The organism is Nostocoides jenkinsii Ben 74, from assembly GCF_001046875.1.
GTDB lineage: Bacteria > Actinomycetota > Actinomycetes > Actinomycetales > Dermatophilaceae > Nostocoides_A > Nostocoides_A jenkinsii.
Genome location: NZ_HF571038.1, coordinates 3,674,418 through 3,675,522, shown reverse-complemented (window position 1 = coordinate 3,675,522; position 1,105 = coordinate 3,674,418). Strand labels below are relative to the sequence as shown.

1 protein-coding gene is annotated in these 1,105 nt (G+C 59.9%); it reads right to left on the bottom strand.

The genetic code is table 11. From position 1 onward, the window contains the following. Positions 1 to 610: hypothetical protein (locus tag BN13_RS19805; protein ID WP_048548518.1), on the bottom strand; the 610-nt coding region annotated here is incomplete at its 3' end. Between the last annotated feature and the right edge of the window lie 495 nt (positions 611 to 1,105).

Here is a 1,105-nt window from a genome sequence, read left to right as displayed (position 1 = left end):
CCCGGTTAACACCCTCTGGTTGGTTCGGGTCAGTCTGTCGACCCTGGGGCTCAGCCTGTCGGCCCCGGTTATTGATCGCTGGGTAGTTCTTTTGCTCGGGGCCATCTTCGGACAGCAAATCGAGGAATGTCAAGTCGGCGGTAGCGACCGCGCTTCCGGCGGGTTCGGTAGCGGGTTCGGCGGGCGCCGCAGGCATGGCCCAATCGTCGTCTTCGTGCAGGTCAGAGGCTTGCGGCGCGGTTTCGACACCGATCGGCGCGTCTCCGGCGGGGGATGGCAGGCCGGGCTTGCCGAAGGCGGCCAGCAGGTCGTTGGCGGTGGCTGACAGCGGCAGCAGGCGGGTCGTGAAGCCGATCTCGGTGCCGGGTTCGGCTATGGCGAGCACGCTCGATCCGCGTCCAGCTTGCAGTTCGACCCAGGTCCGGGCGAGACCGTCGGCGGGGTCGACGAGCCAGACGAGGGCGACGTGCTTGGCGTCGAGCTGGGCGACGGCCTGGCGGACGAGCGCGGGGTCGGTGGCGGTGGTCACCAGCGGTGCCCCGGTGTCGCGCAGGAGCGCAACGAGATCGTTGGCCTGCGGCGGGCCGACGACGGCGATCGAAGTCTTCACGATCGCTCTTTGCCGGGCGAGGTCTAGCGGCGGCACGCGCGCGTGTATCGCGCTTTCGCCCGATTGTCAAATCATCCCCAATCGAACACGGTTTGGAAATGACTCACGTTGACTCACGCAAATCCCGGATGAGTCAAATCGAAAGTCAAATCGAACATGCAGGTCAGAGGCCCTTTTTACTACTACTACTACTACTTGACTCATTTGACTAATACATACATACCCCCTGATGCGGGAGAACATTTATATTCCCTGGATTCGGTATATATGTTCTCTCTACAAGGGGGGGCTATGTTTCGCATGAGTCAAATGAGTCAAATGAGTCAACAGGCTCCTGACCTGCGTGAATACCGGGTATATGGTGGGCATTTTCGATTTATTTTTGACTCATTTGACTCATGGGAAAAACCAAGGGGTCTCCATACCCGTCGGACGCGCGCGCGTGATACACCATCGTGAACACAACGTGTCAAGCGTTTGTGACCTACATCACTG